A 25,203-nucleotide genomic window follows, 5' to 3' on the forward strand; every position below is an offset into this window, starting at 1 on the left:
TCTCACTAAATTGTCTGAATTACATCAACATTGACATGTTGTGAAAGCTCACCGAATGACATAACAGCAATGTCCCGATATCTTGATTCAAGGAACTTTTTAATAAATCTACGTACATCTACAGAAGATATAAGTACAATATCTTTAAACTCCGAATCGTAATTAGATAAAACCAAAGAAAAAGTATCAATCAGTTGTTCTGCAATTGCCGGCTCAATATTTAAAAAAGCCCCTCCGGAAGTGGTACGTATGCCGTTTCTAAAGAAATCTTCAGTTTCAGCAGTTATCATAATAACTCGAAGTTGATTATTAATTGAAAACTTATCGCATATATACCTTGCTAGTGCCCCACGTACATGCTCAACAAGCAAAATAACATCTTTTTCTTTAGGAGCCCATAATGCCAAAGCCTCCATAATCATCTTCATGTTTCTAATCGAAATTCTTTCAGATAATAAACGTTGTAAAATTTCCGAGATTTTTTGCATGGTCATATGACGAAGCACTTCTTTGATAAGCTCAGGGCAAGTTTGTTCTAACCTATCAGACATCTCCTTAGCTTCTTGGACTCCGAAAAACTCATTGATATGATGTGCTAGCTGCAACGATACGCATGAATAGAGTTCGTCGACTGCTGTTCTAAGATGGTAACCTAAGGATAAAAGGGTTTGTTTATCTTTTGCATCTATCCAAATGCCGCTGCTTTCACGACAGGTATCTACGTTAAGCAAAGAAATCTCATCTAGCTTATTAATTACTCTAAACTTATCAAACAAAAGTGAATACTCACCGGCCTTTATCTCATTAATTAAAAAAAAGACCTTACTGTCATCACCTGTTAAATTATCTTGTAATATAATTTCAGGGAGGTGTATTCCATAATCAATAAAAAACTGGCTGCGAATATGGCCTGATAAATTTTGATCTTTAAATTTTTGAAGATGATTCACTGGAAAAGACAGTATAAGAGGAAGAGCTTCTGCATTCATACTATCCAGATGGTTGATCATCTTCATTGAACTGTCTAAGCCTGTCTCGGAAATTTTATTATCTACTCTATTATCCTGTAAAAGAACCCCATTTGCATTTATTTCTTTTTTAATTTTTTTAGTTTTATATATAAAAGTGATTGCAAGTAATGCAAATAAAGTCAGGAAAACCAAAAATGGAAAACCCGGTAAAAAACCAACACTTATTGTTAGTATAGATGCAACGGCAATTACAAATGGCTGATTTATCAACTGAGCTAGTATGTCCCGCCCCATATTAACACCTTCACCATTTACACGAGTAACAATAAACCCGGCGCTAACCGCAATCAATAAAGAAGGGATTTGAGCGACTAATCCATCACCAATTGTTAACATAGTATAAGTCTTAAGTGCTTGTTGTAATGTCATATTATGTTGGTTCATGCCAACACCAATTCCCCCTATAAAATTAACAAATATAATAATAATGCCAGCAATCGCATCACCCTTTATAAACTTCATTGCGCCATCAAATGATCCATATAGCTGACTTTGTCTTTCTAAAATACTGCGTCTCTCTTTTGCCTGTTCAGCATCAATGGTTCCAGCTTTTACATCTGCATCAATACTCATCTGTTTGCCAGGCATGGCACCGGGCTGCAACTTCAGCAACGCGCTCAGCGCCTTTAGTAATAACCATAAACTGGGTTATTGTAACAATAAAAAATATAACAAACCCTACTATTAGATTATCACCAATAACATAAAGCCCAAAGGTTTCAATTATCTCACCGGCATCTGCATCGTTAAGGATTAATCGACTAGTACTAATCGATAATGACAATCTAAATAAAGTAGTAATCAAGAGTACAGCTGGAAATGTGGAGAAACTCAAAATACCATCAATATAAAAAGATGAAAGAAAAACCAGCATAGAAATGACTATATTTAAACCAATCAAAAAATCAACTAGGTATGTTGGTAACGGAACCACAAGCATTGATATTATAGTCACCATTAGCATCAAAATGATTAGCTCTGGATGACTTTTCAGTTTCAATATTAGGCTTGGCATTTTATAACCCCAATGGCTTTCTATTTTTTTTATGATTTTTTATTTTTTCTTCTTTGAATAATGGCTCTATTTTTAGTTTAAGAGAATCTTCAAGCTCATACTTACCTTCATTATTTTTGTAAAATTCCACTGGAATTTTCATACACTCATTTAAAACTGTCTGTAAAAAAACGACCATCTTCTTCGACTCGTTCACAATAGCCGCTTCATCGATAATCTCTAGAAGGTAATTGTCAGCATTAGCAGAATCTTGCAAAATACACATTAAAAAGAGCAACCATGTTTTTTCACAAGAGTTAACTTCCAGAACGCATTCATAAGACATCAAACTCTTAATAAAATTAATATCCAGAGTTCTCAGCTTTTTAAGTTGACACAAACGAGAAAGAAAATTACCAAACTCAGATAGTGAGCAGCTTGGATCCACTGAATCAATATCATTTAGCAAGGCACCTTCAATAAACATAAGGATACTGTTCCTTTTTCGATAACCAAACACAGAAATCCAATTTTGATATACTTCTATCTCTTTAACATCAGATTCTATAAAATCACGGTAAACACTGCGTAACAACTGAGGGTTTACATCAAGAACTTTTCCGAATAGCTTTGCCTTCAAAGAAATATTGATCCCAGCTTTAAGACTTTTTTTATTGCTATTTTTTTCAACAAACTCAAGCAGGATGCCTATGCTTTTCTTTATTTCTTTATCTAAGTTCCTCCGTTTTAATAATTTACGAAGTATTAAAACTTGATCACTTTCGTCTGGAAAAAGTTTAATAAACTTAAATAAAAGATCTTGTATATTGTTACCCTGAACACCTGCAATAAACTTTAGAAACATAGCCAGCTTCGACAAGGTGTTATCGTCAAGAATTGTATCGAAGTTATTTTCTGAATCCGCACCACTTTTCAATGTTAGTTCTCGACGAGATCTAAATTGAGATAATGCAATTAAACTCTCATCAACATTTTGAGATGCTCTTGCAATTAATTCGTTAGGTGAATCATTTTCCAATAAAAATAAGTCAGCATTTTCCACGAAACTTTCATCGATCAACTTATTATTTGATGCTTCTTTTTCAATTTGGTCTTTACTTCTTTGGTGGTCTCGTACCCGTATAATAGAAGAGTAAAGTGGCTCTCCCGGTTGAATATTCAAAACATGCTCATTTCGAGATTTTGTTTCCAATCTCTTAAAGGAGTAGCTGTGAAAAGAACCATTGGTAATGTATTTTCTTCTGCCATGTTAGAAGCTAAAATCTCTCGAGGTTGGATCAGAAAAACACGAACAGTTTCATTTTTTTGTGTTACCTGATACCGAAAAAGTGCCCCTACCACAGGTAAGCTTCCTAAAAATGGAATTGTTGCGTATTCATTCTGTTGTTCATCACGTGTGTAACCTCCAATCAACAAACTCTTACCCTTTGGTACTCTAGCAATTGTACTGATATTAGTTCTACCTACTTGAGGTAAAGGGGATAAAGCACTTTCATTTCCTCCCCCTGAAACAATCTCATTGCCATCTTCAACATTTAACATCATCTCAATTTCATCATTTCTAGTAAATCTTGGTAATACACTTACCGATGTACCGAAAGTGATTTTTTGTAGTTCTACATTGTGCTCACCAAGAAGGCGAGTATATATGCTATGACTATTATCGAAAATTGCAGGGATATTTTCCTGTGTCAGGATTACCGGACGTGAAATGATGTTTGCTAGTTTGTCTTTACTCAAAGCAATTATTTCAGCAATAAACTCACCACCATCTAAAGTGCTTGATATATTTCCACCAGAAACTGCACCCGAGCGCCCACCATTCAAAGAAAATCCGAGTCTTTGCCCGATATTAAATCCGCCTTTAAAATTCACACCTAGTTGTTCTAAGGCACTTTTTTGTAAGTCTACGATCCATACTGACAATTCAATATGTCGTCGTGGCTGGTCTAAAGCAGCAATAATGTTTTTAGCATTATTTATTTGCTCATCGCTTCCTTTTATTAATAGACTATTGTTACCTGGGTTAGAAATTATCTGTACTACCGACTGGTTTCCAGTAACCCCTTTTATTTCTGTAAAGCTCTCATCGGGCTCGTCATCAATAATATCACTTAGTTCTTGCTTCGTACCAAGCCTAGCTGCAGAATTTCCTGCCAAAATGTCACGTTTTTTTTGACTTATTAAATTAGTTCCAGAAAACAACTGGGTAAGAACTGTCGCAACACCTGGAACGACTATTGGCTTGTCCTGAAAATTATATGTTCTGTCTTCTGAAAATGTATTACTTAAATAAAATGTAGAAACGCTATCGCCTATATTGCTCGAAACATGCTGCTGATTCAATGTAGTTGCCAGTCCACTAATAGTTTCAACATAGACAGGCGGTCCTGAAATAAAAAAGGTTTGGCTTCCCTCTTCACCTCTAATTGGAAATCGCTTATCAAATAAATCTGAACTTTTCAAATAATGAATAAAGTATGGATATGAAATATTTTTCATTGTAATTATTTTAGTATCCATTTCAGATGAGTCATAGATATAAATACTTGATTGATTGTCATACCATATCAAGCCTAGTCGGTTACAAAAAGACTCAATCTGAAGCTGAGGCTGCAATAGTGAGAACTCACCAGTGATCTTTTTACGTGATGCCAAGTTACTTAAAATCACAGGCTTGTTAATTTTTGAAGAAATTGCCTCAAACAACCCTCTAATACTTTCATTATTTGCAACATAACCAGAATTGTTTTTTTCCAAATCATTACTGTTAGACTCAGCCGAAAAGGCGGCTATTGATATAATCATAACGAAAATTTTAAACATATTTGAGAGAGTATTTTTTTTAATATTCATTTCATGGCCACGTCGAGAATCGACTTTCTCAGTGCTCTTGGAGTCATTCCTAGCATTTTTTTTACATCATTCGAAAAATGTGATAATGAAGAATATCCATGAGCAAAAGCAACATCCGTCATGTTTTTAGGATCATTTATGAATGCCAAAATTGCCTTGGTCATGCGCCACTCGCGTAATGTCACTTTCGTCGTATGTCCTAATGCATGACGCGTTAATCTTCTAAAATGAGCTGCGGACAAACCGTATCTTAAGCAGAGCTGCTGCAAGCACTGATTATTATCGTTTGCTGCCGATAGTAAAAAATGAACTAATCCATAGCATTCTGTATGTCGCAAAAAAGACACAATCGGGTCAGCCTCATCCTCTGGAAGCATAGCCTGCTGTAATAACCAACATTCCATAACTTCAGGGTTTATTTGTTTTATCTCTTTAGAAAATGAAATTGAACATGAGTCCATTATATAATCAGTTTCGATATTATCGGTGGCATAATCAATAAAAACTTGAAGTTTAGCTAGTTTCATCAAGTTAATTTTAAATAAGTTAATTTCACCTTTAATAATTTTAACTGACATAGGGTCAAATGCAATTAAGCCGCGCCATCCGCCATCCAATATAAAAATATGCTCTTGACTGTTTCTATAGCTGCAGCTTATCTGGCATGATTCACCTTTTATTACTTCAAAAAAACCTAATGTTTTCTCAGTAATTTTCAACTCATCATTTTCATGATAAATTTGCGAGATAGTTTCCAAACACATAGTTTTATTTCCTGAGTAGGAACCTAATCGATGTGACTGATTCTATTCTTCAGAAATAGGTCTTTCTTGATGGAAATATGATTTTAAGACTAACACATTTCTTAATATTAAAGTAAGCATTCCTTATTTTTACTTTTAAGTATCAAATTTGATCATAAAGAAATCAAGATCTTTAAAGCTGATTTTATTAGCTTATTAATCAATGATTATACAACCTGGGAAGTTTATTTTTAATGAATAAACACAATGACATATCTTTATTGCCTTCTGTTAAAAATACACTTACCCTTAGGTTATTAAATAGTACACTATGCGGCTGTGAGTTTGAGTTAAAAAATGAGACAACCATTTTTATAGTTGCATCAACGAAAGAATTAGAACATTATAACCTTATAACTGAGAATTCCTTTATAATTCCTGTTGAAGAAAATGGAATGAACTTCGATATAATTAACACTTCCATTCCAAAATTTTCAATATCCTTACGTCAGTTTACCGACTCTGGTTACTCCTATAGGAGCCTTCAGTTAAATAAAGTTATATATATAGGTTCTTTAAAAATAGCTTTAAAACTTTCTAGTTCTGAATGGGGGATGGATTTCAACCTCCCTAATGAAACACCTAAAATTAAAAAAACGAATATAAGAAAAAAAATAAATCTTGCTTTTTTTACTTTTTTTCTTGCATTAGTTTCATTATCTTACTTCAAAGGTGGATTTGCAGCTGTGATGAATAAAGATATTTTCAATTCAAACGCAAACTTAATTACCAGTCGCCCATCCTTTGAGGTGCCCGTTACACTGTCTAAAAACACTCATAATACAGAAATCGTTAAATACCCTAAAACTGTTATGGCAGATTTAATAGAAAGAGATTTAGTTGCTTTAGCCGTTCCTTTTATCCGCACGGATAATAATAAAAATATAAAGTTTGCCGTGAGCGGTTCAATAGGTGATGAAGCTTTGCAACAAATTAAGTTGATAAATATAAAAGCCTATAAAAATGGCATTTATTTATCCATTGACTTACAAGACGACTTATTATCTGGTAGTTCTTACTTATATGGCCAAAATAGTTACATCAAGTTATCCTCAAATCACTGGTTAGTTAAAAACTTATAATCTTGGAGTTTATTATGTCGTCAATACTTGATCCTCATCTAGTTAATAAAATGGCAGTACCGCCTGAATTTATCATGGATGTTTCTAAAAGATTCGACGAAGGAGTTACAGGTTTAAAAGCTGAATTGCAAAAAGTCCTTGATAAATTAGCTGGTGTGGGCGGCACTAACAGCAATACATCGGACCCGGTAATACTGGAGCAATATCAAGCAGCGCTAGCGGCTTACACCACTTTCTGTAATGCGCAATCAAGTTCGGTAAAAGCCTTCAAAGATATTGCTTCAGCTACTATTTCTAATTTCCGATAATTTAATCAATCACTTATTAGGAACCATGATGAATCAACCGATTAACATAAGTAGTTTAATATCTGATAGTCATGATATTAGTCTTTCCGCTAACGAATCGATAAGCCTTGAACAAAGGCTTATTGCTACCTATGTAGAAAATTCTGGAAAATATGAGTCACAGAAACATCAAGTTATGAGCTTGGTCAGTGATATCAGTGCTGCAACAACACCTGAAACTCTGTTCGCCATTCAACAACAAACCGCTGATTACAATATTGAAGTTTCGCTAATTAGCGCGCTAACCCGTAAGGCTACGGGTGCTATCGAGACGTTGCTCCGGGCATGAAAGCTCTTTATGGTTTACTTTTCATCGCCATTCTGTCGCTTAGCGGATGCAAACAGCAAGAGTTGCTTAAAGGATTGGAACAACGCCAAGCAAATGAAGTCATTGCTTTGCTTCAGCGTAATAACATTCAGGCAAGCAAAAAAGACCAAGCTAAAGAAGGTTACCTAGTCTCAGTGAGCCCAGAAGATTTCAGTGCTTCAGTTGAACTCCTCGGCATCTATAACCTTCCTTCGAGGCCACGTGTGGAAATCGCACAGATGTTTCCGGCAGATTCACTGATATCTTCGCCTTTAGCAGAGATGTCCAGGCTTTACTCGGCCATTGAGCAACGCCTGGAACAATCTTTGATGACACTGGAAGGTGTAACTTCGGCTCAGGTCCATGTCAGTTACACCTTTGACTCTGGAAGCAATGGTAGAAAAAAAGAGCCTGAACATATTTCAGCACTGATAAATTATGATCGCGACCTTGACTCATCACTGATGATTAGTGATATCAAAAGGTTTCTTAAAAACGCGTTTAATAATCTCAGTTATGACAATATTTCCGTGGTACTCACACGAGCACCCGCTCTTCCGGAAATTTCTCCGGTTATAGTCAAGCCCGCTTCGGGTGGCTTGGCTATCTACTGGGGCCTTGTTGTGATTCCTATATTGCTAATCATGGCGGGTGTCATCTTTATCAGATTAAAACACAAGAATAAAATGGTTTCCCATGAATAAGGAAACAGCATTGGATCTCATCATTTTTTCACCCTGCTCATGGATAAACCCGCAGCGTCTGGTGGTGCCTGAAATGTTTAGTGAACCTGAGTGTCTTAGTATTCTCAACAAAATGGTGATAGAGCATTACGGCTTATCAACTGATTTTAAGAAAATTGAAAGCAGTTCTTTTGTTGATGTTGTAGTTACTAACTGGTCATCGTTACCTCAGATTGCCCATTTGCTGGCTTGTCGTTACCACCAGGCAGCTTTAAATTATCAAGGTCTGATGTGCGAGTTTTCAAAAGCCATTCAGAACTTTTGCTCTGGTCCTTCAGGTGTGACCCAACCAGTTTTATTAGGAAAACATGTCTGCACAGAAACCTTAGAAATTACAAGCTTGTCACTGCTGTTGAGCTTGAGCCCTGTTTTACCTAAGTCAATTGTGCAGCGCATTCCCTTATTGTTTTCTGAACTATGCTCTGAAAACATTGGCAAAAAAAATAACGCATCTATTACCGTTCTCGACTTCAAACTGGCACTGCAATATGCAAAAAACCATAGGCTCTTTTGAAATTAGTACCGCTGTCGAGGGAGTACTTATCCCTAAAAGTATTCTAATTATGCGTCACCAACGTCAATGCCTACTCGACCAGGCTCAGCGCAATGCCTCGCAAATTATTAAACAGGCTGAAAAAGAGGCTAAATCCATCCGTGAATCAGCCTATTGTGCGGGATATCAAGCTGGTGTATTGATGTCAGTCAAGTCAATTGCGGATTATATTGACAATAGTCAGGAGCTTTATCTGCAATTTATTCAACAGGCTCAAGAAAATATTACAAAAAATCTACAATGCATATTGGGGAACGAGGAATTTTTTCTTACTTTATTTTCCCGTTGGTCAGAAGAAATTCAATCTAGTCAAGACCCCATTAAGCCGGTTTTACATTTACTTCTACCGTCCGGGTTTTGTAAACATCGAGATAAACTATTAGCGCAGATTCGGCAAAAATGGTCTGACACAATAAAAATTGAAAATCATGATGAAAATAGATTTGTCATTAAATATAAAAATAAACTTGCGGAATTTTCCCCAGATATATGGATAGCTAATCAAAAGATTCCCAACGAATACATCATAAGACTTAAAGACAATACTGACACTCTGTCTAAGAAAGCAATAGAACAGTTACTTAATGAACTCGCAAAACGACTTGTAAAATAACTTAACGTAAAGGAATAAGTTTATGTCGAATATTATTACCAATTCATCCCATGATAGACCGCTTGAACTTACAAATAAGCGACAGTTAACGGACATGGAAAGCATAATGTCTAACACATTAATAAATAAGAAAGACTTATCCAACGACAAAGAATACCTTAATAAATTTTATTACTTTTTCTTTGAGAAAATCTGTTTTCAAAATGAAAAAATAAATGAAGAAAAAGAAGAGACACTCAAGTGGTAATTTTCAAAAAACGTATTAATATCAAAAAACTAATGGTAGCAACCATTATAATCAGTTCAGTTTTAATTTCTGGTTGTTCCCTACCTAAAACTAAAAACTATAATACGTCACTTGCTAAGTGTGATAATAAAGACCAAGTGACTAAAAATCCTGATTTAGTCTATCAAAAAATGCTTAGCTGCATCAATGATGGCAATTACTCAACCGCTACCCTATTTTATGCTAAAGCAGGAACGTTGACTTGGTATAACTCGCTAAAAGAGCCCAATGAAACTAACCGCCTTTATCATCAGGAATTAGCTAAAAATACAATCGACCAGCTAAGCCTGGCGCAAAAAAATCACCTTTCTGCAATGTTAGAGGCGATTTTTAGCGATAGTTTAACTCACGAAAAAATCTGTACTGAAGTCACTCCACCGGTCACTAATACTGATAATGAATTTTCATCTAAACTTTGGCTTGATGCTAAGCGAGGTTATTTACACTGCAAATAGTTTATTTTAGAGCGTTCTACGTTTTAATTGAGTCTCAAAATTTTCTGGATGAGATCTATGAATAATCTCAATATCCTTTGACTTGCTATTTGTTGATTGGATATCGTGCTCAACAATTAATGCTGCATTTTGTCGCTGCATAAACATGGCTCCAAATTTACCAAGATATGGAACGTCGATATTCGTTTGAACAGAAGCATCTATGCCTAGGGTCACTGCCTCAACGATATCAATAATTCGCTCTGGGGCCAGGAGACCGGTGATTTCTGTTAACGCACCAGCCAGTTCATATCCAGCAATGCCTGCGGCTTTTGAAGTGTTTACACTCATTCCAAAGTTAAGGGCTAAAGCAGTCATTGAAACGGCCCCAATTCCTCGTAAAGCTAATTGAGTAAAAAAACGCACAGAACCCAGTGTATCGCACGGGAATACAAATTGGCGAACGGTATCACCCCCTAACTTAAACTGAAGACCTGGAGTTATAGCAGAAAACTCGTTATTGATTTCAATATGCCCTTCTCCCCTGCAAACGGTCTCAATAACGTAATCTATTTTGCCACAGTGCCAACTATCTGATTGTTTGTCGATTGGGATGTTAAGGCCTAAATGATTCACCCGTAAACCGGTCAATACTCCCTTAATAGTCACGGGCATGCCTATATAATCATTAAGAGCTATTCCTGCACTAATTCCCGTTTCCAAATGAAAAAAAGGTTGTAATAATACATTTTCTATCGATTGATTAGTGAATATTTTTTTGATGATTTCATTTGATGGAAGAACTATTTGCATTTGAATTCCTGCTTTAGTATGAGCTAACGGAATTTCAGGTACGTTTGACGTAAAGGCGAACTGTTGCATAAGGAGTGGAGTACGTATTGTACTTGATTCTTTAATAATATGGAGCAATACTTTATTGGTTGAAGTCAAATTTAGTGATTCGATAATATCTTCAATTTTTTTCCTAGTATTAATATAATTTTTTTTAGCTTTTGCTAACTCCTCAGTTTGTTGATTGAAATCATATAGTATTTTTATTTGTGGCAAGCTGTATTCAGGTGTGATGTCTTGCTTTTTATTTTTCCCTATATCATATTTTTTTGCCACAACAGCATCAGCCAAATCTTTGGCACTTGATTGTTTTATTGAAAGTCTTTCAAATTCTTTTTTACATTCACCACATCGAAGATATAATTGTGAAAGTTTAGATAAACAATCTTCATCTAGCAAACTATTTAATTCATATTGTACTTCAATTAGAGTCTTTTCAAAGTTACGCAGTGTTTCAGTTATTTGTTGCTGATAGGCATCATTAAGTTTGTTGTAGGCTCCTTGGCAAATATGATAAACCATATCAAATGGCCGCAAAAGTGAACTTAACCAGGTTTGCTGCTCATAAGACATCTTCTCCAGCACGGACTCCGGTGGGGAATTAGGATCATGCAAATCAATAGTGAAAATTGGTTCCTGCTTAGGCTCGACATTAGGTTGTTCTTTTTGTTTATCTAATTTCCTCCAGCTTTTTAGTTCAATATTAACTTGAGTATTTTCTGCTTTCATTCGCCCTCTCCTTGGCCTCTATTTATAAGTCAATTTAATAGCATGACTAAGAGCGACAAGTTTTTAAAAAACGCTCTTTTGGCGTTAATTAGAAAGAACAATGTTATTATTTTCGATCTAGATCTTAAATTAGCGGTGCCGGTTATACTCCTTATAAACCAGCTCCGAGAGAGTTTTTACGGCATTTTCGGCTCGAGTGTTCCACTCAAAAGAAGTATTCAAACGTAAGCAGTGACTAAATCGGTTATCTACAGCAAACATCGTACCTGGAGCAACGCTAATTCTTTTTGCTAATGCTTGTTGATAAATTTTAGTCGCATCCATTTTGCCAGGCAGCTCGACCCAAATGAAATAGCCTCCGGTCGGCTTGCTCAGCCGAGTTCCCGGCGGGAAAGAATTGAGAACGGCACTACGCATAGCGTTTTGTCGAAGTTCAAGCTGGCGACGCAAGCGGCGCAGGTGAGCATCGTAACTTCCCTGATGCAAAAAATCGGCTAATGCCAACTGCACAGGCACACTGGCAGACAATGTGCTCATCAATTGCAGTCGCTGAATGCGCGATGCATAGTTTCCCGCAGCAACCCAACCCACTCGAAAACCCGGTGCAAGACATTTAGAAAATGACGAGCAATGGAGAATCTCCTGCCGATATGATGACATTTTTAAAGGGTTAGGCCGATCACCATTAAAATAGAGCTCCGCATAAACGTCATCCTCAATCAACGCCACTTGATTTCTGATGAGAATATCCACCAGTTGCCGCTTTTTATCTGGGTTCATCGTGCAACCTTGTGGATTTTGAAAAGCTGACATCAACCAACAGGCTTTTATGGGGTAGGTCGCCATGGCCTGCTCCAGGGCTGCCAGGTCAATGCCTTGTTCCATATCCATCGGAATTGTTACTGCCTTGAGCTTTCTCCGTTCAATTCCCTGCAATACACCATAAAAGGCGGGAGACTCTATCGCCACCCAATCACCGGGTTGAGTGAGGACTTGCAGGCTCAACCCAAGCGACTCCATCGCTCCGGAAGTAATAACAATTTCGTCCGGGGTAACCTCAACTCCCTGTAATGCATAACGTTGCGCTATGCTGCGACGCAAATCCTCATTTCCCGGCGGCAAATTAGCAATGGCGCTGTGCGGAGACATCCTCCTCACGGCACTTGCGAGAGAACGTGCCAATTTTGGCTGAGGAAACAGTGTAGGATCGGGAAATGCAGATCCAAACGGCACAATATCGGAGTCTTGTCCTGCTTTTAAAATGTCAAAAATTGCATCATTGACATCAATTTGCTCGGCAGTATGCAGAGAACCGTGCTCAAGTCTAAGCGGCCTGCTCGGGGCAACGTAATAGCCTGACTGTGGTCGAGAAACCAATGTTCCCTGGCTTTCAAGCAACTGATATGCCTGTAAAACTGTCATCAGGCTCAGTCCTGACTGCTTACAGCTTTCGCGTAACGAAGGCAGTTTTTCTCCAGGCAGCCAGACGTGGGCATCAATTTGCCTGCGCAATGTTTGTGCCAGTTGCTGATAACGCGGCAGAGTCATAGGTTTCGCTTAACGTTGATGATGATTAGAATTATCCGAATAATATGTTATTTTTCAGCCACCCACAGCCCAATCCTTACAATTTCCCAACATTTTCTCCACGATCGTATGAATTGTGACACGCCTGCTTTCAGACATTTACAGTACCTCGCACTACTATTCATTTCCTGCGATAGACTGTATTTCGTCAAGTCAGTTAGGTCACTGCCTGCTGAATATACGCTAAGACACTGGCTGGTACAGAATCTTGCTATAACAGAACAATGAGGAATTAAATTATGCGCAAACTTACCGCAATGGTTGTGGCTTCAACTCTGGCTCTGAGCTCGGCTTCTTTTGCTTTCGCTGCAGAGACCACCCCAATGACTCCGGCGACGGGCGCACCGACCCAAACTCAGGGCAGCATGTCACAACATAAAGGTCCTCATCAAAATGGACTCTTTGCCGGCATCAACCTGACTGAACAACAACGTACGCAAATGAAAGCGCTGTGGAAAGAATCAGGAATGCACCGCGATCGTGGCGAGATGAAAAAGCAAATGGAAAGCCTCCATGGCCTTGTAGCTTCAAACAGTTTTAACGAGGCCAAGGTTAAAGGCGAGATTGAACAGATCACAAAATCGCAATCAACCCGTATGCTAGAACGCGCCAAAATTGAAAACAAAATGTATAACTTACTGACAGCCGATCAGAAAAAACAGTTTAATGAAAATTACCAGAAACGTGCTGAGCAAATGGCGGAACATCACCGCGATCACAAACCAGATGCTGCGACTCCTGCATCGTAATCTTGCGGCTGAAAAGCTGCTGATTAGCGAAACACACACCGGCCTTAGTGGCCGGTTTTTTTATGCCTGAAACGTGCGCCATCGCGTAGTTAACCCACTCTTTGCCTTACACCTTCACTTAAAGCGTTCACTGCATCACAAATCTGATTTTCAATTTCATCTTGCTGCTGTGAAAGTCTCATTTTTACGCTGTAATCCTCAATGTCTGCAATAAGTTACCTCTGACTGAAATGGTCTGACCGTTTCTTGATCTGCCTATTACACAACACTAGTAACCCCAAGGTTGCACATTGAAGGAGTTTAATCATGACAAACGTCAAGTCCGGAATTATCTGGCTAGTGGTGGCGTTAGTGGGAGCCTTTGCTTTTGGTATGCTGGCGCTGAGTCGAGGCGAACACGTCAATGCACTCTGGCTCGTGGTGGCTGCGGTTGCTTGCTACAGCATTGCCTATCGTTTCTACAGCCTGTTTATTGCGGAAAAAGTCTTTGGTTTAGACGATCGACGGATCACGCCTGCACTGCGTAAAAACGATGGCCTGGATTATGTTCCCACTAATAAATGGGTATTATTCGGCCATCACTTTGCGGCTATAGCCGGTGCTGGCCCGCTGGTAGGGCCTATTTTAGCGGCACAGATGGGCTTTTTACCCGGTACTATCTGGATCCTGGTTGGCGTCATGCTGGCCGGTGCGGTGCAAGATTTCCTGATTTTGTTTATCTCCACTCGCCGCGATGGTCGTTCTCTTGGTGAAATGGCCAAACAGGAACTCGGTGAGTTTGCAGGTGTAGTCACCATGCTTGGCGCGCTCGGAGTCATGATCATTATCCTTTCAGCATTGGCTTTGGTCGTGGTCAAGGCACTGGCCGACAGCCCATGGGGACTGTTTACTATTGCTGCAACAATCCCGATCGCGCTGTTTATGGGCATCTACATGCGATTTTTGCGCCCGGGTAAAATCGCCGAGGTCTCAGTGATTGGCTTTGTGCTGATGATGATGGCGATAATTTACGGCGGCAATGTGGCGCAAGATGCTTACTGGGGGCCTTTATTTACTCTTCACGGTACAACATTGACCTGGGTTTTGGTGATCTACGGATTTATTGCCTCCGTGCTGCCTGTATGGTTACTTCTGGCTCCACGTGACTATTTGTCAACGTTCCTCAAAATTGGCGTTATTCTGGGCCTTGCCGTGGGCATAATTTTCGCAATGCCGGAAATGAAAATGCCCGCCGTCACCAAGTTTATTGACGGAAGCGGCCCGGTTTTCTCTGGCGGACTGTTCCCGTTCTTGTTTATTACCATCGCCTGCGGCTCTATCTCGGGTTTCCACGCGCTGGTAGCCAGCGGCACTACCCCAAAACTTATTGAGAAAGAGAGCCACATCCGTTTCATCGGCTACGGTGCAATGTTGATGGAGTCCTTCGTGGAAATAATATATATAAATATAATTCTCAATAAAATTAATAAATTAAATAAAATAATCGTGAGTAAAATAAATTTATGTACTTATCTATATGCTTAACTAAAATTTGACTAGATTCACATCACCGGACAGTCATCAAACTCCCCTGTTGTCGCATCATTGATGATGTACGTCACTACGCCCCACACCATCGTTTCTTCCCCTTCCAGATCTCCGCCTTCAATTAATCGAATGTCATCGGCATTATCCAGCGACTCCAGGCAAGCAGTCGGGAAAAGCTTCAGGCGTTTAACCTCAAACTCTCCCGTGTCCATGGTCACTACCAGGCTGCCGTCTACTGCCGTTCTTGACCGGTCGATGACCAGAACAGCGCCCTGCTTAATCCCTTCTCTCCAGCTCGTGCTTATCGCTCTTGCCATAAATAACGCTGGATTATTGCCCCAGCGACATACCTGGTCAGGCGAAACTCTACCTTCAACATAATCCGCTGCCGGTGATGGAAAGCCCATATCAGTACCCTCCATTCGGGTTGAACATGAAGAAGGTGCGAGCCTCTCCTTCCTGAGTCGAGATATCACGGAAGTTATGCGTGTAGTTCTCAATCCATTCGTTAGCCTGTTTCAGCGACCAATCCCAATTTACCTTTTTCAGTTCAGCAACAAAATCAACTGTGGTCACAGTGCGCTTCCCCTTTGGGCTCATTTTGACTGCTCTGTCAAAAGCAGTACCTATATCGTCCCGACGTGCCATAATCATCACCTCATAAATACTGTATATGTGTACAGTATAATCATGCAATGACGACTATGGGAAGTCAGAGTTTTTAGGTTTTTGGTATCTTACTGAGGATTGGGTGAATTAACTTGTTGCAGTAGTGGTTGGTGTTGAAAAGGTTTTAGTCGATTTATCGTATGTCATACCTATCGATGCGGGGATGTCGTTCGTGTAGAGAACAAGATCATAACCGGTAAGCTTAAAGGTTGAATCAGCAACAATCGTGTTGACCACCTCTGTGGTTCCTGTTTGTATCACCGCGTAGTTTCCAATTGCCATTATGAATACTCCTCGATAATAACAATGCCAGCTGCGCCAGCCCCGCCGGATAATGAGGTATTGGTAAACCCAATATCATAAGCCCCGCCGCCTCCCGAACCGTAGGCTAGCCCCGCAACTCCAAATGATGAACCTGCACGCCCTCCGCCACCAAAGAAAGACGCTGCCCCAATGCCGTTTAGTAAATAAGTGCCATTTTGACCATCGCCTCCGTACCCCCCTGAAATATTCTGAGTACCTCCAGTAGCGGTGCCGCCGGTTCCTCCGGCCGATGAGTTGCTTTGTCTGCCGCCGCCCCCGCCGCCCGTAGCGTTTACGGTCGTGCCGTAGCTTGATGTGCCGCCTAAACTTCCAGCCGCCACACCCGCCCCGCCAGCTCCTCCTGCTCCTACCGTAATAGCAACACCCGCTGTTGAGGTTACGAGCAAATAAGCAATGGCCGTTGCTCCTGAACCCCCGCCCGCACCGGAAAAGGCTCCCGCGCTACTTGTCGATTTGCATCCAGCACCGCCACCACCACCGCCGGTGACCGTTACTTTAATGGCCTTTACTCCCGCTGAAGGCGTGTAAGTTCCGCTGGCAGTGAATGTCTGAACGTTAATCAGTCTTCCAGTAACCCCAAGAATGTTCGTATCTTGAGTTATATTGGTACCATCACCATTAATAGCTGCAGTCATTCCCGCAGGGATAGATACGCCAGTGCCTGACGGTGTTTTACAAATAATTGAAAAATTACCAGTGCATCCATTTACAACAGTCCAGCTTCGAACCCAAGCTGGGAAAACAAGATTTATATTTGCTGACAATGCACCTGCCAGCGTAATCCTTTGCTTAGCGGCCTGGGTCGTGGTTAATGTCAAACTAGATCCAGAGATTCCGGTGATTGCAGTACTCCCATACTGCACGCCCGGAACCCAACCAGTAATGGCTGAAGTTGCATTCTCTGGAGACGTTGTATTTCCGTCTTGGGTATTTATCCAATACCCTGAAAAATCTGATGAAGGTATTAGGGCCCCTTTTGGGTAGCCTGTAACTGCTGTTGAGAAATCACTATCAAACGGATAGCCCGATCCGGCAGCGCTCCATCTTACCGCCACAGTTATTGCATTTAGAATTCCATTAAAATCAGCCCCTGCAGGCGGAATACCGCCAGCCGTAATGGGGGTCATGGTAAGCGGTGGAAATCCATCAGTGAATGATGCTGCGCCGCCAGTGATACCTATTTGTGACGCGACTGGAATTGTATTTTTGGTGCCACTGTTGGCAAAGGGAACTGATATTTTTGTAGGCAGTGAGTTAGATTGCATTTGTTATTCCTGATGAGCTGAAAAGGGCACCTTGTCCGAATGGTTGCGCGTCCATTCCTGACTCCGAGAAACCGAATGTGTTTGAAGTGTCAACCTGCATTATCTGCGCAAGTACTCCAGCCGGTCGAGGAAGTGCGCCGGAGCTTTTAACGATTGCCAAATCTACTGGGTCCAGATTGAAGTTAAAAACATATCTTATTGTCATATTCCCCGTATCTGCGACAAATGGCGTGCCCTGTCCATCAAATAAAAAAAGGAGCAATTTGTTTAAATTTGGGATAGTGCAATCTGTAATATTAGCCAGGGCTTTAACAAGAATTAATTTCCTGTATGCATCCGTTGCTAGTCTTACTGTCGAGGTAGACCTAGTACCATTATAAAAAGGGGCCTGTCCGAAAGGCTGAGGTTGGTTATCGGAATTTTGAGTTAATAAACTTTCATTAAAACCTAAATTTTCATCATCCGAATCAATTGTTACCAATCTTGATATATTGACAATCTTACCCCAAATATCCAAACCGTAGTCATTCGATGTTTCTATGTTCCAAATATTATCGTAAAAATTATCTATATCTACAGCGGGGTCCACTGCATCATTGAATGTTTTGATAATAGATTTTAGATTTGGACTATTGTCATATTGACGAAGTAGTGTTTGTTCATAGCTTTCCATTTTTACACCAGCGTAACGTTTATATTTGAGGTATCAAGGGTTGGATTTTGATCGATACCTATTTTAGCTGAAGTTGAATTGGCTAATGATGTTGTTCCAAGAAGTAAAGATTGAATATTTACTTTTGAATCCACGGAGAAAACAGAGTTGTAATAACGACCCGAATAGATTGTTGCGCCAATTCTGGCCCTGCTACCGCCATCGTCGCCATTAAAAGCAGAAACTATAGCGTCTTGGATAAGGCTGATAATGTTTTGAGGTAGCGAATCATTAGCTTCTATTTCCACATTAAAATATATAGGCGTTGTCGTGGGAGTAACCCAAGATGGCGTATAGGAAGGCTTAGGGTCGCTGTAATTATCATCGTAAACTGTCGAAGATGTATTTCCAACATAACTACATCCTGTTGATTTCTTAGTCCACAGGGCTGTTGCAATATCACTGGCGGTACCTCCCACCACTGCTGCGTAAATGCAGTTTGCAGGGATGGAGTAACTCGTTTCCCCTACGCTCACCGCCTCGCCTGTAGGGTTATCGATAACGTATGCATCAAGCACACCGTCAACAGCAAGTAGTGCGGCATATACCGCTTGAACTGAATTAACAGCATTAGCGGCCACGGAGTTTTTACGTCGATATTCAAAATTTGCGCGCGACTCAACATCATTCCCAACAGTACCGGCTGAGGCATTAATAACACCCGACCATCCGTCAACGGCTTTATAAATGGTATTGAGATTTCCTGCGGCGCAGGCTATTTCACCCGTTGTGACGTTCTGAAAACTTACTGTCGCAGTACCATCAGTGCCGATGATCGCATCTGCCAAAGAGTAGTAGATGTATCCTGCGTCATCCTGTGCGGCGCTGCCCGCAGGAATTAAAGTGTTAACCAGTCCCGTACAGGTTGCGCTAACTACTGTTCCGGCGGCCGCAATGCGGGTCATGAAATAAATACGCCCAATGGCGTCTTGGAAACGTCCTGAAGAATAATCCGGATTAACCTGGTTAGCGAAAGCCAGTATCTGATCATTCTTATCCCCGATAATCGCAGCCTCTGACATGGCCATCTGACCTTGCGGGGTCGTGAGGCTGGTACTCATCGCGCTGCCGAGCGAGGATGATAAATCGCTCAGGCGCCCGTTGAGAACATCTAACTCATCCGGTGCGGTAACTCCGGTGGTTGAGAAGGTCACGCTTGGCACGCTGGTTGTGATTGTTATGGTATCTGTCATTTGATTTCTCACAGGTTTACAGTGCTTGATACGCCATTGGTATCGGTGATAGTCAAAACACCACTCGCCAACCTTGAAGATCTTCCAATAACCACAGTCCCTGATGCGGACTGAACGTAGGAAAGTTTTAACGCCTCTGACTGTAACTTTGAGGTAATTAGTTGAGTGCCTGGCCAGTGCCCCAGAATTCGTTCAAAATAAGGGATACCGAGCGTTGTGTCATACCAAGCCTCGCCTAAGAAGGTACTGCATGCGCATGCAACATCTTGAGCAACTGCATAAGGGTTTTGGGTTGTTTTTATATTACCCAAGTCATCCAGTGTGATGTCCCAAGATGATGCTTCTAAATGAAGTGAGATTGTTTTCATTTTATCACTATATTGATTTTGATATTACGATAACTATCATTAGGTTATTTAGCATTGCCACGCTCTATTCATAAAGAGTGACGCTGGTGAAAATATTATCTTTTACATAATTTAGCATTGCTTCTTCTATTTCACTCTGTGTGGCTTCAGCATAACCAGTTAAGTTAACGGGAATTTGTGAAAGTTGCGTTGCCATTTCTGGAGAGTCATATGCCAGTGCCAAGCCATACACTGAAGCAGGGTCGCTCATTTTATATATGCTATTATCATCAATTACTATGTAAAGCTCAGGATAATCGACATTCTTGCCTACTCCTAGAAAATCGATGCTAACATCTCCTTTCAAATACATAACATCACCTATTATATAGTTCTTAAAAATGTCCAAAGAATGACTGCGGTTGACCCTGATGATTGAGTTTGCTGCAAACCATTAATCACGATAATGAGACGATGGAAAGCGCATAGTTTCAGGTTTTTGTTATCTTACTGAGGGGGCAGAGAATTAACTTGTAGCTGTAGCTGTTGTGGTTGTAGTTGCTGTAGAGGTTGTGGTGGTTGATGCAGCATTATCAAGAGCCGTTTGTGCTGATGTTGTTGCTGCTGTAATAGCTAAATCTTCAGTAGTGTAATCAGATAATTTTACTTGTCCCACATATGCTACATTCATATCGTTGGTTATGATTACACGAGCAAATCCTGTTTTGTCGTCAATAGTAATAGTTTTCATATATTAATAAGGTCCAAATGCCAGCCACTGAGTGCCGTCAGATTGAATTTCGACAGTCTTGTAGCTCTCTGTTGTAGTTACAGACAATGAAGTCTGCGCGTTTATTGAAACGTCGTTGTTGTTTGGAGAAAATATAAAAGTACCTGCTTGTATCAATCTAAATGTTTGCTTATACCCTGCTGCTGGTAAAGTAGTAAAAGACGGTAATGTCGCCGTTAAACCTGCTGCATTGAGATAAACAACATTCGCGGCAAGTGGTGAGTTTCCTGATGCCGTTAATGTGATAATAGTATCATATTGTTTATCTCCATACGGTCCAAATACTTGCCAGTATGTTCCGTCAAATTGGAATTCTATAGTTTGATTACTGAGATATGTTTTTACGGAATATGTGCTACCGCCGCCAACTGTCGTCTCACTATTATAAGCTTTAAATGTATATTTTCCGGACTTAAATAATCGGAAAGTATACTTGTATCCAGCGATTGGCAAATCTGAAAGTGGAGGTAAAGTAATTGTAATACCAGCAGAATTGACATATCCCAACGGACAGAGAGTGGGCATCTGCAATGATTCTGAAATTTGCAAAATTAATTCGGGTTTTTTAACATCAATGCCTTTCTGATTAATAACTCTAGTTAAATTACTAGGAGAAATATCAGTAACGTTGTTATTTTTAGCGAAAACAATCCCAGCAAATGCGTTATTTGCTCCAAATCTAAGTCCAACGTTTGCATCTGATAATTCTGCAAACCCGGCAAATGGTGTAACAGTCAAAGCGTTAGATACAAAATTAACTTCGTTGCCTGCCGAGTTTATTCCGTAAATCCATGTTGCACGACCAGCCCCGTGAGCATATACCGCAGATGTTCCATTGTAGGCTGCATCAAGTGCAACGATATCTAATGCATTAAGTGCTGTTGGGTGTTCTATGCCGTTGTTTTGTACTCCGAATTCAACACAGGTTCCCGTAACATAATCAGTGCCATCTGGAATAAGTAGATTGAAATTCCCGGCCCACCCTTTCGCAAATGGGTCTACAGTCAAACCCACGCCATCGGTAGGTGTTGTAGTTGTTGAACTGCTATTAGCCCATGCATCTACTGTGATTAAGTTGCCATCAATAGATTTCACAATCCCTTTACAGACAGGGTGAAGTGGTTTACTGAATTTGGCCACCTGAACAGAGGTGATATGCTCACCTCAGAACAACACAGGTGCTCCAATGAAAAGAAGAAATTTTAGTCCTGAATTCAAACGCGAATCTGCTCAGCTGGTTGTCGATCAAAACTACACCGTCTCTGATGCCGCTAAGGCTATGGATGTAGGTCTTTCCACGATGACGAAATGGGTCAAACAACTGCGTGATGAGCGTCAGGGCAAAACGCCAAAAGCTTCCCCGATAACGCCGGAACAAATCGAAATACGTGAGCTCAGGAAGAAGATGCAACGTATTGAAATGGAAAATGAAATATTAAAAAAGGCTACCGCGCTCTTGATGTCAGACTCCCTGAACAGTTCTCGATAATCGGGAAACTCAGGGCGCGTTATCCTGTGGCCACACTCTGCCATGTGTTCGGGGTTCATCGCAGCAGCTACAAATACTGGAAAAACCGTCCTGAAAAGCCAGACGGCAGACGGGCTATATTACGCAGTCAGGTACTTGAGCTGCATGGCATCAGCCACGGTTCGGCCGGAGCAAGAAGCATCGCCACAATGGCAACCCAGAGAGGCTACCAGATGGGGCGCTGGCTTGCTGGCAGGCTCATGAAAGAGCTGGGACTGGTCAGTTGCCAGCAGCCGACTCACCGGTATAAACGTGGCGGTCATGAGCACGTTGCTATCCCGAACCATCTTGAGCGACAGTTCGCCGTAACGGAGCCCAACCAGGTGTGGTGCGGTGATGTGACCTATATCTGGACAGGTAAACGCTGGGCGTACCTCGCCGTTGTTCTCGACCTGTTCGCAAGAAAACCAGTGGGTTGGGCAATGTCGTTCTCGCCGGACAGCAGACTCACCATGAAAGCGCTGGAAATGGCATGGGAAACTCGCGGTAAGCCCGTCGGGGTGATGTTCCACAGCGACCAGGGTAGTCATTATACAAGCAGGCAGTTCCGGCAGTTACTGTGGCGATACAGGATCAGACAGAGTATGAGCCGGCGCGGAAACTGCTGGGATAACAGCCCAATGGAGCGCTTCTTCAGGAGTCTGAAGAACGAATGGGTGCCGGTGACGGGTTACGTAAGCTTCAGCGATGCAGCTCACGCCATAACGGACTATATCGTTGGATATTACAGTGTACTAAGACCGCACGAATATAATGGTGGGTTACCACCAAACGAATCGGAAAACCGATACTGGAAAAACTCTAACGCGGTGGCCAGTTTTTGTTGACCACTACAGGGTCATGGTTAGTAAAAAGAATAGCTCCAGTTTTAATCTGCTCTGCTGCGACACTATCGGCGCTTGAGAATGTGCAGGTATTTTCTGTATAAGTGCAAGATGATACAGATTTCCAAGATTGGCGTGGAGTTAATGTATAATCGGCATACAAAGCAACACCATCAACAGTAGGAATATCATAAAGCGTTTCTGCACTTGTAATACCAGTGACTTGCGGTACTAAACCGCTAGCATCATTAGCTAAACTATCAGGCCGCCCACTTCGTACTGATAAACCAGTTGCACCTCTAGTGATTCCGCTCGGGGTATGTGAGATTGATAAGTTACCAACGTGAAGCAGTGTAGTATCACTCAACGCTTCTTGTACTTTAATTACAAGTAAATCGTTAGTGCTGTCATAGCCGAGATAGGGTAGGTTTACTCCAATGTCTGATAGCGTCATGACTTTCTTTAAAATCTCTGACACAGAATTTGTTGCATTACCCATCACATTATCTGCACCCGCTGCCGATTTCAACGTTGAGCGCAATACAACATCCCCCGCCACAGCCCATGCACCAGATGCAATCCCACCGCTGGTTTCTGGAGTCGAATTGGCAGGTACTACTTTAGGAAATGCACCCGTCCAGTAATAAAGATTCGTACCATCGTTTATCTGGTCCAGAACCGAATTCAACGTTGCCCCAGAGGTAAAGGTATTACCCCCCTTGACAGCTCCACTGAGTGTTGCGGCTGCCTGGCTTGCTGATTGAGCCGCAGATGATGCGCTAGATGATGCGATAGTCACCGACTGTTGCGCCGTGTCTGCTGATGCCGCAGCTGCAGTCGCATGTGCCGCTGCCTCGTCAGCATAGGCGGGGGCTTTAAGTGCGTCAGTCGCTGCAGATTGTGACACTGATGCTGATACTTCAGCTTGTGATGCCCACTTTTTCGCGGACTGATCGTAGGATGAGCTCATTTTTCACCTGTTTTGGGCATAAAAAAACCCACAATTATGTGGGTTTGGTAATTTTCTTTTGCGCTCGATTCTTTCTTCTTTTTTCTTTTCGCTCAGCTTCCCCCATATCTATAAGGGCCTGCATAATGGCATTACGCATCATGTAACTGACAAAATGGTGATTTACACATCCATGAACACGCAACTGATCTGCAAACTGGTCTACGGAAGCAAGGGCTTGCATGAAATCCTTCTCACCCTTCATGAACTCAGAAAAATCACGCCCCGCCCGGGAGGCGCATTCAATTATTCTGTTGTCCATCATTAAGCTGCCACCCCACCAATTCCGATCATTTTTGAAAGTTTGGTTAAACCTTTAGCCGTGACAAGAACCTGCTCGACCACCTTCTCGCTACCATCAGAGCGCTCGACAGTAGTAACTTTGTGCTCAAGTACGCCGGACTGAATGCGATCTTGATAAGCCAGCCAAGTTTTTCCGCCAGCACGTCGATAAATCCAATGGCCTTCAGACATCATTTTAAACAAGAACTTTGGCTGCACCTGCAAGTGTTTAGCTGCATTGGTAATGCACATACTGCCATCCGCTTTTGCAATGCGATCCAGCGCCTCAACATCAGGCTTCATTTCTTCAACCTTATGTTCCAGCGCTATCACTTTTTCGCTGTAGGTCAACAATGTTCCGCGCAGGAATTCAGCGTCATTCAGCGCAGCCATTGGGTCGAATATTGGTGAGGCAATCTGCTTTTCAAGCTCCTGCCAGCGGTCAACCAGCTTAGCTGTAAACTCTGGGGAGAGTTGAGCAACCACCACAATACTGTCTCGCTTTCCTTGTTCGCCTTTGAAAAGGTAATAGACTACTGGGCGACCTGCTGTAGCCTTTTCCTCAATTTGAGGAGAAGTTACAACCCCCTTCTCAACCAGTGTTTCAATGGTTCTTTTAACGTTGTCGTGGCGCTTACTAACCAGTGCAGCGATTTCCAGGCTGGACATAGTGACATTTCCGCTCTGTACTGCTAAATTAGCTTTAAGCATTGATTTAACCTTTCAGTTTGTTGATGTAGACCGCC

The 25,203-nt window shown here is 41.2% G+C and carries 28 protein-coding genes and 2 pseudogenes; 11 read left to right on the top strand and 19 right to left on the bottom strand.

Features of this window, described 5'->3' with window-relative positions:
• Window positions 1-5 precede the first annotated feature (5 nt).
• From AB3G37_RS14725 to AB3G37_RS14740, 4 genes and pseudogenes are all read right to left on the bottom strand, one after another.
• A pseudogene (locus AB3G37_RS14725) lies at window positions 6-2,046 on the bottom strand (EscV/YscV/HrcV family type III secretion system export apparatus protein).
• Window position 2,047: 1 nt separating this feature from the next.
• Entirely contained in the window at window positions 2,048-3,208 is a 1,161-nt protein-coding gene (sctW, locus tag AB3G37_RS14730; RefSeq protein WP_369788271.1) for a type III secretion system gatekeeper subunit SctW, read from the bottom strand.
• Window positions 3,205-4,902 carry a type III secretion system outer membrane ring subunit SctC gene (gene sctC, locus AB3G37_RS14735; protein WP_369788272.1) on the bottom strand — a complete coding sequence of 566 codons (1,698 nt, stop codon included), beginning with the start codon at window positions 4,900-4,902 and terminating at the stop codon, window positions 3,205-3,207. The genes sctW and sctC overlap by 4 nt, the downstream gene beginning before the upstream one ends.
• Window positions 4,899-5,666, bottom strand: coding sequence for a helix-turn-helix domain-containing protein (locus AB3G37_RS14740; protein ID WP_369788273.1), 768 nt, complete (start codon window positions 5,664-5,666; stop codon window positions 4,899-4,901). The genes sctC and AB3G37_RS14740 overlap by 4 nt, the downstream gene beginning before the upstream one ends.
• A gap of 233 nt (window positions 5,667-5,899) precedes the next feature.
• Between AB3G37_RS14740 and AB3G37_RS14745 the strand changes: the two genes are divergently transcribed.
• Genes AB3G37_RS14745 through AB3G37_RS14780 form a run of 8 tightly spaced genes read left to right on the top strand, consistent with a single transcriptional unit; the run spans window position 5,900 to window position 10,091 of the window.
• Window positions 5,900-6,787, top strand: a complete 888-nt coding sequence (locus AB3G37_RS14745) for a PrgH/EprH family type III secretion apparatus protein (RefSeq protein WP_369788274.1) — start codon at window positions 5,900-5,902, stop codon at window positions 6,785-6,787.
• A 14-nt stretch (window positions 6,788-6,801) separates the two neighbouring features.
• A complete protein-coding gene (sctF, locus tag AB3G37_RS14750; protein WP_369788275.1) occupies window positions 6,802-7,095 on the top strand; it encodes a type III secretion system needle filament subunit SctF in 294 nt (97 codons plus the stop codon).
• 25 nt (window positions 7,096-7,120) lie between these two features.
• On the top strand, window positions 7,121-7,423 hold the full coding sequence (gene sctI, locus AB3G37_RS14755) for a type III secretion system inner rod subunit SctI (protein ID WP_369788276.1): 303 nt from the start codon (window positions 7,121-7,123) through the stop codon (window positions 7,421-7,423).
• Window positions 7,420-8,145, top strand: a complete 726-nt coding sequence (locus AB3G37_RS14760) for an EscJ/YscJ/HrcJ family type III secretion inner membrane ring protein (RefSeq protein ID WP_369788277.1) — start codon at window positions 7,420-7,422, stop codon at window positions 8,143-8,145. The genes sctI and AB3G37_RS14760 overlap by 4 nt, the downstream gene beginning before the upstream one ends.
• A complete protein-coding gene (locus AB3G37_RS14765; protein WP_369788278.1) occupies window positions 8,138-8,698 on the top strand; it encodes a hypothetical protein in 561 nt (186 codons plus the stop codon). The genes AB3G37_RS14760 and AB3G37_RS14765 overlap by 8 nt, the downstream gene beginning before the upstream one ends.
• A complete protein-coding gene (locus AB3G37_RS14770) occupies window positions 8,673-9,350 on the top strand; it encodes a hypothetical protein (protein WP_369788279.1) in 678 nt (225 codons plus the stop codon). The genes AB3G37_RS14765 and AB3G37_RS14770 overlap by 26 nt, the downstream gene beginning before the upstream one ends.
• Window positions 9,351-9,372: 22 nt before the next feature.
• A complete protein-coding gene (locus AB3G37_RS14775) occupies window positions 9,373-9,597 on the top strand; it encodes a hypothetical protein (RefSeq protein WP_369788280.1) in 225 nt (74 codons plus the stop codon).
• Window positions 9,591-10,091, top strand: a complete 501-nt coding sequence (locus AB3G37_RS14780) for a hypothetical protein (RefSeq protein WP_369788281.1) — start codon at window positions 9,591-9,593, stop codon at window positions 10,089-10,091. The genes AB3G37_RS14775 and AB3G37_RS14780 overlap by 7 nt, the downstream gene beginning before the upstream one ends.
• Window positions 10,092-10,097: 6 nt before the next feature.
• Here the strand turns inward: AB3G37_RS14780 and AB3G37_RS14785 are convergent, their stop codons facing one another.
• Entirely contained in the window at window positions 10,098-11,651 is a 1,554-nt protein-coding gene (locus AB3G37_RS14785; protein WP_369788282.1) for a hypothetical protein, read from the bottom strand.
• 129 nt (window positions 11,652-11,780) lie between these two features.
• Complete coding sequence (locus AB3G37_RS14790) at window positions 11,781-13,199, bottom strand: PLP-dependent aminotransferase family protein (RefSeq protein ID WP_369788283.1); 1,419 nt, start codon at window positions 13,197-13,199, stop codon at window positions 11,781-11,783.
• 278 nt (window positions 13,200-13,477) lie between these two features.
• Here AB3G37_RS14790 and spy point away from each other — a divergent pair, with 278 nt between their 5' ends.
• Entirely contained in the window at window positions 13,478-13,987 is a 510-nt protein-coding gene (gene spy / locus AB3G37_RS14795; protein WP_009639390.1) for an ATP-independent periplasmic protein-refolding chaperone Spy, read from the top strand.
• Window positions 13,988-14,293: 306 nt separating this feature from the next.
• Window positions 14,294-15,424 (top strand): annotated as a pseudogene (locus tag AB3G37_RS14800) (carbon starvation CstA family protein); the annotation flags it as partial.
• Between the two features lie 104 nt (window positions 15,425-15,528).
• Here AB3G37_RS14800 and AB3G37_RS14805 read toward each other — a convergent pair.
• From AB3G37_RS14805 to AB3G37_RS14850, 10 genes are all read right to left on the bottom strand, one after another.
• Window positions 15,529-15,921 carry a S24 family peptidase gene (locus AB3G37_RS14805; RefSeq protein ID WP_369788284.1) on the bottom strand — a complete coding sequence of 131 codons (393 nt, stop codon included), beginning with the start codon at window positions 15,919-15,921 and terminating at the stop codon, window positions 15,529-15,531.
• 1 nt (window position 15,922) lies between these two features.
• On the bottom strand, window positions 15,923-16,162 hold the full coding sequence (locus tag AB3G37_RS14810; protein WP_369788285.1) for a DNA polymerase V: 240 nt from the start codon (window positions 16,160-16,162) through the stop codon (window positions 15,923-15,925).
• A gap of 108 nt (window positions 16,163-16,270) precedes the next feature.
• Complete coding sequence (locus AB3G37_RS14815; RefSeq protein WP_369788286.1) at window positions 16,271-16,465, bottom strand: hypothetical protein; 195 nt, start codon at window positions 16,463-16,465, stop codon at window positions 16,271-16,273.
• Window positions 16,465-17,772: a hypothetical protein gene (locus AB3G37_RS14820; RefSeq protein WP_369788287.1), complete on the bottom strand. Its 1,308-nt coding sequence runs from the start codon at window positions 17,770-17,772 to the stop codon at window positions 16,465-16,467. Before AB3G37_RS14820 ends, AB3G37_RS14815 begins: the two co-directional genes overlap by 1 nt.
• Window positions 17,762-18,445 (bottom strand): DUF2612 domain-containing protein, encoded by a 684-nt coding sequence (locus tag AB3G37_RS14825; RefSeq protein WP_369788288.1) that lies wholly within the window; start codon window positions 18,443-18,445, stop codon window positions 17,762-17,764. Before AB3G37_RS14825 ends, AB3G37_RS14820 begins: the two co-directional genes overlap by 11 nt.
• Window positions 18,446-18,447: 2 nt before the next feature.
• Window positions 18,448-19,677 carry a baseplate J/gp47 family protein gene (locus tag AB3G37_RS14830; RefSeq protein ID WP_369788289.1) on the bottom strand — a complete coding sequence of 410 codons (1,230 nt, stop codon included), beginning with the start codon at window positions 19,675-19,677 and terminating at the stop codon, window positions 18,448-18,450.
• An 8-nt stretch (window positions 19,678-19,685) separates the two neighbouring features.
• Complete coding sequence (locus AB3G37_RS14835; RefSeq protein ID WP_369788290.1) at window positions 19,686-20,045, bottom strand: hypothetical protein; 360 nt, start codon at window positions 20,043-20,045, stop codon at window positions 19,686-19,688.
• A 64-nt stretch (window positions 20,046-20,109) separates the two neighbouring features.
• Entirely contained in the window at window positions 20,110-20,397 is a 288-nt protein-coding gene (locus AB3G37_RS14840; protein ID WP_369788291.1) for a hypothetical protein, read from the bottom strand.
• A 153-nt stretch (window positions 20,398-20,550) separates the two neighbouring features.
• The gene (locus AB3G37_RS14845; protein WP_369788292.1) at window positions 20,551-20,775 is read right to left on the bottom strand and encodes a hypothetical protein; all 225 of its coding nucleotides are present in this window, start codon (window positions 20,773-20,775) and stop codon (window positions 20,551-20,553) included.
• Between the two features lie 3 nt (window positions 20,776-20,778).
• The gene (locus AB3G37_RS14850; RefSeq protein ID WP_369788293.1) at window positions 20,779-21,909 is read right to left on the bottom strand and encodes a hypothetical protein; all 1,131 of its coding nucleotides are present in this window, start codon (window positions 21,907-21,909) and stop codon (window positions 20,779-20,781) included.
• Between the two features lie 91 nt (window positions 21,910-22,000).
• Between AB3G37_RS14850 and AB3G37_RS14855 the strand changes: the two genes are divergently transcribed.
• A protein-coding gene (locus tag AB3G37_RS14855; protein ID WP_369788052.1) for an IS3 family transposase occupies window positions 22,001-23,169 on the top strand; the annotation gives its coding sequence in 2 pieces (ribosomal slippage) (window positions 22,001-22,250 and window positions 22,250-23,169; 1,170 coding nt in all).
• Here AB3G37_RS14855 and AB3G37_RS14860 read toward each other — a convergent pair.
• The 3 genes from AB3G37_RS14860 to AB3G37_RS14870 are packed head-to-tail and all read right to left on the bottom strand — an operon-like array spanning window position 23,144 to window position 25,168.
• A complete protein-coding gene (locus tag AB3G37_RS14860; RefSeq protein WP_369788294.1) occupies window positions 23,144-24,136 on the bottom strand; it encodes a hypothetical protein in 993 nt (330 codons plus the stop codon). The genes AB3G37_RS14855 and AB3G37_RS14860 overlap by 26 nt on opposite strands.
• 34 nt (window positions 24,137-24,170) lie before the next feature.
• Window positions 24,171-24,437, bottom strand: coding sequence for a hypothetical protein (locus tag AB3G37_RS14865; protein WP_369790968.1), 267 nt, complete (start codon window positions 24,435-24,437; stop codon window positions 24,171-24,173).
• Between the two features lie 2 nt (window positions 24,438-24,439).
• The gene (locus AB3G37_RS14870; RefSeq protein WP_369788295.1) at window positions 24,440-25,168 is read right to left on the bottom strand and encodes a phage antirepressor KilAC domain-containing protein; all 729 of its coding nucleotides are present in this window, start codon (window positions 25,166-25,168) and stop codon (window positions 24,440-24,442) included.
• Window positions 25,169-25,203 lie beyond the last annotated feature (35 nt).

Origin of the sequence: Rouxiella sp. WC2420 (assembly GCF_041200025.1) — a bacterium.
In the GTDB taxonomy this organism is placed as follows: Bacteria; Pseudomonadota; Gammaproteobacteria; order Enterobacterales; family Enterobacteriaceae; genus Rouxiella.